At 43.3% G+C, this 5,366-nt stretch carries 8 protein-coding genes; 7 read left to right on the top strand and 1 reads right to left on the bottom strand.

Annotated elements, in window-relative coordinates:
* The 7 genes from F4X88_03730 to F4X88_03700 all read left to right on the top strand — a co-directional run.
* On the top strand, positions 1 to 194 hold a 194-nt coding region (locus F4X88_03730), incomplete at its 5' end, for a hypothetical protein (GenBank protein MYA55385.1).
* 72 nt (positions 195 to 266) lie between these two features.
* Positions 267 to 1,118 carry a ParB/RepB/Spo0J family partition protein gene (locus F4X88_03725; protein ID MYA55384.1) on the top strand — a complete coding sequence of 284 codons (852 nt, stop codon included), beginning with the start codon at positions 267 to 269 and terminating at the stop codon, positions 1,116 to 1,118.
* An 11-nt stretch (positions 1,119 to 1,129) separates the two neighbouring features.
* Entirely contained in the window at positions 1,130 to 1,768 is a 639-nt protein-coding gene (locus tag F4X88_03720; protein MYA55383.1) for a hypothetical protein, read from the top strand.
* A 69-nt stretch (positions 1,769 to 1,837) separates the two neighbouring features.
* Positions 1,838 to 2,248 carry a hypothetical protein gene (locus F4X88_03715; protein MYA55382.1) on the top strand — a complete coding sequence of 137 codons (411 nt, stop codon included), beginning with the start codon at positions 1,838 to 1,840 and terminating at the stop codon, positions 2,246 to 2,248.
* 141 nt (positions 2,249 to 2,389) lie between these two features.
* Positions 2,390 to 3,277, top strand: coding sequence for an IS1595 family transposase (locus F4X88_03710; protein MYA55381.1), 888 nt, complete (start codon positions 2,390 to 2,392; stop codon positions 3,275 to 3,277).
* Entirely contained in the window at positions 3,277 to 4,008 is a 732-nt protein-coding gene (locus F4X88_03705) for a site-specific DNA-methyltransferase (GenBank protein MYA55380.1), read from the top strand. The genes F4X88_03710 and F4X88_03705 overlap by 1 nt, the downstream gene beginning before the upstream one ends.
* Entirely contained in the window at positions 4,009 to 4,674 is a 666-nt protein-coding gene (locus F4X88_03700) for a restriction endonuclease (protein MYA55379.1), read from the top strand. It begins immediately after the preceding gene.
* 189 nt (positions 4,675 to 4,863) lie between these two features.
* On the opposite strand, the gene F4X88_03695 is transcribed toward F4X88_03700, so the two are convergent.
* Positions 4,864 to 5,366, bottom strand: a 503-nt coding sequence (locus F4X88_03695) for an IS982 family transposase (protein MYA55378.1), incomplete at its 5' end; no start/stop codon positions are given.

Below are 5,366 nucleotides of genomic sequence, written 5' to 3'. Positions count from 1 at the left end.
ATGCCGCGAACGGTGTTGTGGTTCGGACGTTGCAGTTGGGTCAGCAGTCGGCTGGCTACTATACGGATCGCGAACGTGCGGCGTATTGGGACGGTCGGAACGCTTCTGGCGAACAGGTGGCGAGCGGCGTGTATTTCTACCAATTGGAAACGGACGAAATTTCGTCGCTTCGCAAGATGGTCATCTTAAAGTAGGCATACGCTAAAAACAGGGATGTGCGCTTCGGTGTATGTCCCTGTTTTGTTTTAGAAAAAGGAAATATAAAAATGATGAACACAATTCAGATGATTGATGTAACTGCCATTGATCCAGATAGCACAATCAACGTGCGTCGGCAAGGTGTAGAAGAAAATGTTAAGAAAGTGAAAGCGTCTATCAAACAACACGGGTATTGGCCAGATCAACCGATTGTCATTCGCCCGCATCCTGATACTCATTCTACATACGACTATCAGAATGTTACGGGGCAATGCAGGTTAAAGGCGTGTTTAGCACTCGGTCTGAAAGAAATTCCTGCGTTTATAGAGAAGTTGAACGACGATGAAGCTATTCAGCGTTCATGGGGCGAAAATGAAGCTCGTGAGAGTCTCTCAGCGAGTGACAAAGCATACTGGACGGAAAAGATTTATAAGCAATACGAGGGCAACGGACATACGGCAAATGAGGCAATGAAACTTGCCGCGGAATTCCTTGGTGTAGAAGTTATCACAATTCAGAAGTATTATCGCCTTGTCTATTTGCCAAAAACTGTTATGGAGATGGTAAACAGTAAGGTACTTACTGAAACCGCCGCGGATGCGATTGCGACAAATACAATTGACTCGTATAACATAGAGCGAAGCAAACAAGCAATGGAAGACCGAGCCTCATGGTATCTTGGACTTGGTAGGGATGATCGGAAGCATGCTATTGAAACCATAAAGCAGTTGGGAAACAAGGCTTCTATTACTGATTTGAATGCTAATCTCAAAAAAAGACGAGAAGAGTCCAGGCTTGTTGTAGAATATGCAATTCCAACTGAATTGTATGACGATTTGCTACAATGGGGAATAGAGAGAGGTTTGGATAATGAGCGAGTTATCATAGGTCACATGATAGCAGAAACTCTTAAGAGGTAAACAAGATACCGATGGATACTAGCACAGCGAAAGAACTTCTAACATCTGAAAATACAAGGAAACCCTCAGAAATTGCCAAGGTTATAGATACTTTATATCGGGAACTCGGCACTTATAAAGCAATCGCGGAACAAGTCGGCAGATCGGAAAGTTTTTGGGGTGTGCGCCATCGCATTTTCGGACTTCCGGTAGGCATCCAGTGGAAAATTGATGAGGGGCAAATTGGAATCGAACAAGGTTATCAAATCTCTCGGCTTAAGAATGAAGAAGATCAATGGTTATTAGCTGTCGCGATTATAGAGACTAAAGACCTTACGGCAGAAGAATGTCAAAATGTGGTCAATCTCGTTCTGAAGGAGGAGAAGTCTATTCGAGAAGCCTTGGGGGTTTCCGCCGGTATCCGTTTTGATAAAATCCAACCGTTGTTGCTGCCTCTTGGATTTGACATTCGGCTGGCAATCTGTAAACGCTCGTGGGCGAGATATCAAGACTGGAAGGATCTCGCTTATCAATTTATCCTTCAAGGAATAGATGTAGATATCAAAGAAGTCGCGTCTCAACTGGAGATACTTGCCATGGAACTACACACAGCTGGAGAAACTCAACAGGGAAGTAATGCGGCTAAACATGATGAACAAGAATGTCCATGAAGCATTAGAGAAACTCAAGACGGAAAATTAGCCAATTATCACGTATTTTATTGGGAAGGAGGTGCTACTGTGGCTGTATCGGTATTGTGGGTTGTCATTTCTTCATTATTCTCCGGGCTCATCGGTGTTCTGATATCCATGTGGGCTTACCGAAGATATGAGAAACGTCAACAAAAATTCAACACGCTCCGATGCCTTTGTGGGTATAGATATGCGCTGGATCCAAGGATTGTAGAGGCAGCGGAAGCAACCCGTTCTCGAGAAGATTTTCTCTCTGCTTTAAATGAAGTTTTCATAATATTTCATGATGTGAAGCCCGTTATAGAAGCATTAAAGAAATATAACGAAACACTGAAATCAGAGGAGTTGGTGACGTTATTAAAAGTCATGTGTACGGATCTAAATGTGTCTTATGAATTCAACGACTCCTTTCTTTTTCAACCCTTTTATGTCAACACAGAACCTCACAGGGATGAGTAAACTTCCTATCTAAGCAGGAGTTACGCAAATTGCATAAAAGCAGGAACTTTCACCGAAAAAGGCGTTATTTCAGGGATTTAACCCCCTAAAGCCCCCTTATCAGGGGGACTTTAAGAGAGAATGCGTAAGTCCTAAGAAGTCATGGAACGTTTCCCAGACCAAGAGTCGTGCATAGATCATCTCGAACGCGTACGTTGGGCAGGAAAGTCCGTTTGTCCGCATTGTAGCAGTCAGAATATCAGACGTAAGAGGGAAGACGGTGTAGAGCGTGTGGGACACTGGCATTGTAAAGAATGTAAAGCATCCTTCAAAGTTACCCACGGCACAGTGTTTCAAGGCACACAGATACCGCTTCAGAAATGGTTTATGGCAATTGCGTTGATACTTAATGCCAAGAAAGGCATATCCAGCTACCAGCTAGAGCGTGATTTAGACTTGAACCAGCGAACTGCATGGTTCTTACTCACCCGTGTCCGTGCTGAAATGGCGGATAAAACGAACTCTATCTTGCTCAAGGGCATTATAGAGGCAGACGAAACCTACATAGGCGGTAAGCCTCGTAAGGAGAACAAAAAGGAAGATCGTGAACCGGCACCTCGGGGGCGTGGCACGAGTAAAACGACTGTGATAGGTGCAGTAGCACGGGGCGGTGAAGTCGTAGCACAAGTCGTAGAAAACCTTACTGGACGGACAATCCTTGACTTCATCAAGAAAGTGGTGAACATCAAGGAATCCGAACTCATGACAGACAAACACCACGGTTACCGGCAGTTTGCGTCTATGATGAAGCACGAGGTCATCAACCACCAAGTGCAATATGTGGAAGGCGACAAGCATACCAACACCATTGAGGGCTTCTGGAGTCTACTCAAAAAAGCACATTATGGCACGCACCACCATTACACGACCGAATACACCCCTTTGTATGTCGCAGAACGGTGCTACGTCTATAACAACCGGCATCTTGATACAATCTTTTGGCGGTTTATCAATGGCAGTATGAAAGTAGCCAATAAGGAGAGTTGTTAATGAGTGAAACGATTGCTGAACACACTACAAACAATGTATTTTCTACTAATAGGATTATAGAAGCTCCCGTAGTACCTGTTGACTTCCCTGATTATTTGAAGCCGAATACCAGACTAAAGATGGACGGTTTGGAATTCTTGTCTCATTTTGTAGGAGAATTTATACCTGTTGCTTTTCTGGATCCACAATATCGGGGTGTGCTTGATAAAATGAATTATGGCAACGAAGGGAAAAGTCGAGAAAAACGCAGATGTGCATTGCAGCAAATGTCAGAGGAATTGATTGTGAAGTTCATTCGTGGTATTGACATTGCTCTTATGCCAAGCGGACATCTGTTTTTGTGGATTGACAAATTTCATCTATGTCAGGGGTTCACACATTGGATTGAAGGCACACAATTAGAAGTCGTTGACATGATTGTTTGGGATAAGGAAAGCTTTGGAATGGGGTATAGATCGAGACGTACCTGTGAGTATTGTGTCGTTCTACAGAAACTCCCCAAGCGTGCCAAAGGAGTCTGGCAGGTTCATAACATTCGTGACGTTTGGCGAGAACCGAAAGAAAATAAAAAACACCCACATCAAAAACCTGTCAAATTACAGGCAGCACTTATTACGGCTGTCAGTAACGAGGGTGATTATATAATTGATCCCGCTGCAGGTTCTTTTTCCGTAATGGAATCCGCACATTTATGCAACAGGAAGTTTATAGGGTGTGATTTGGAGGGCTAAATGGCAAAAATAAGAGAAAGTGCTCCTAAGAATCGTTCCGGTTCATACGACAGATTGTTCGGTCATGAACAGTTAGGTGAATTGATGAGCAAAGTGCATTCTGCATCCATCCGTGCCGGAAAAGAATTGGAAGCACTTATTAAGGAGCGAATTGACATAGTAGATGATCTTGATGAGTTTCTTGATGACTTGCAAAATGACGTTATCCACAGTGGTATCTTCTTGGTAACAAAAAGCGTGATTAAAAAGTCTAAGTTGCATATTAATGGCTCGGAGCCTGATTTTATTATTTTCAAGGACTATCACTGCTATATTATAGAGTTAAAAGATGGACACGTCTTTGATACAAAGAAAGTTGCTGGAGAACGTGCTTCCTTGTATGGCTTTGCAGACCGTAACATTGAGAAACTCACAAATAATATTTCAGTTTATTTTTGCTCTTTTAATCAAGAAGATCACCATGTTATTTGGGATGGCTTTAAGCGAATGATTGATTTTGACGAGGTTATGACAGGCAGAGAATTCTGCGAGTTATTAGAGATTGACTATGATGAAATCGTGAAAATCCGCTCACGGGACACCGAAGACAATATCAATTATTTCGTCCAAGAACTCTGGCATATTCCTGAAGTAAGAAGCCTTATAGCTGATAGGCTAATCTTGTAAAACCCAATTTAACCAATCCTGTATCTGCTCATTGCGAAAGAAGGAGGCTATATCGTGACAGAACTACAAATTAAACAGAAACGCCTTGAATTATACGAAAGAGAAATAGAAGCACTTGAAAGTATTGCTGATAGTTTGAAGGTAAAGGCGGTAGACCGAAGGCTTAATATAACGTGAGTTTGAAAAAAGTTAGTTGTTGACGGGGATAGGTAAATCCTTGCTTTGCTGAAGTTCATCGAAGTTCAGAGCAGGTTTGTTCTCCGAGAGCTGATACGCGATCAAAGCAGAGAACACATTGACGTAAAAGTTGTCAAAACTTCTATGACGCGAGTGTTCTAACACCGTCTGCGTTTTGAGTTCCTTAATCACAGATTCAACCAACGTCCGCTTTTGCAGCAGCTCTGCATCAGCTGCGGATACCTCCAGGGGGTCCATGTTCTTGCGGACTTTGTAAACCAAGTTTATCCGTTGCTTGCGGAGTTTCTCCCGCAAGTCTTTCGAGATATACCCTCTATCCCCGTAGAGGCTGCCATGAAGGGGCATCTCCGGGTTCATCCCCCAAAGCGGTCCACGGTCATCTCTATTCCCGGGGGTCAACGCAACGGCTAAGAGGCCACCCGTGTCATTGATAATCACGTGAAGTTTGAACCCATAAAACCACCCCATAGACGTCTTTGAGCGTTCGGCAGCAC

It is taken from the genome of Candidatus Poribacteria bacterium (genome assembly GCA_009839745.1).
Taxonomy (GTDB): Bacteria; Poribacteria; WGA-4E; order WGA-4E; family WGA-3G; genus WGA-3G.
The sequence above is the reverse complement of the archived record's forward strand: the minus strand, read 5'-3'. Positions and strand labels throughout refer to the sequence as shown.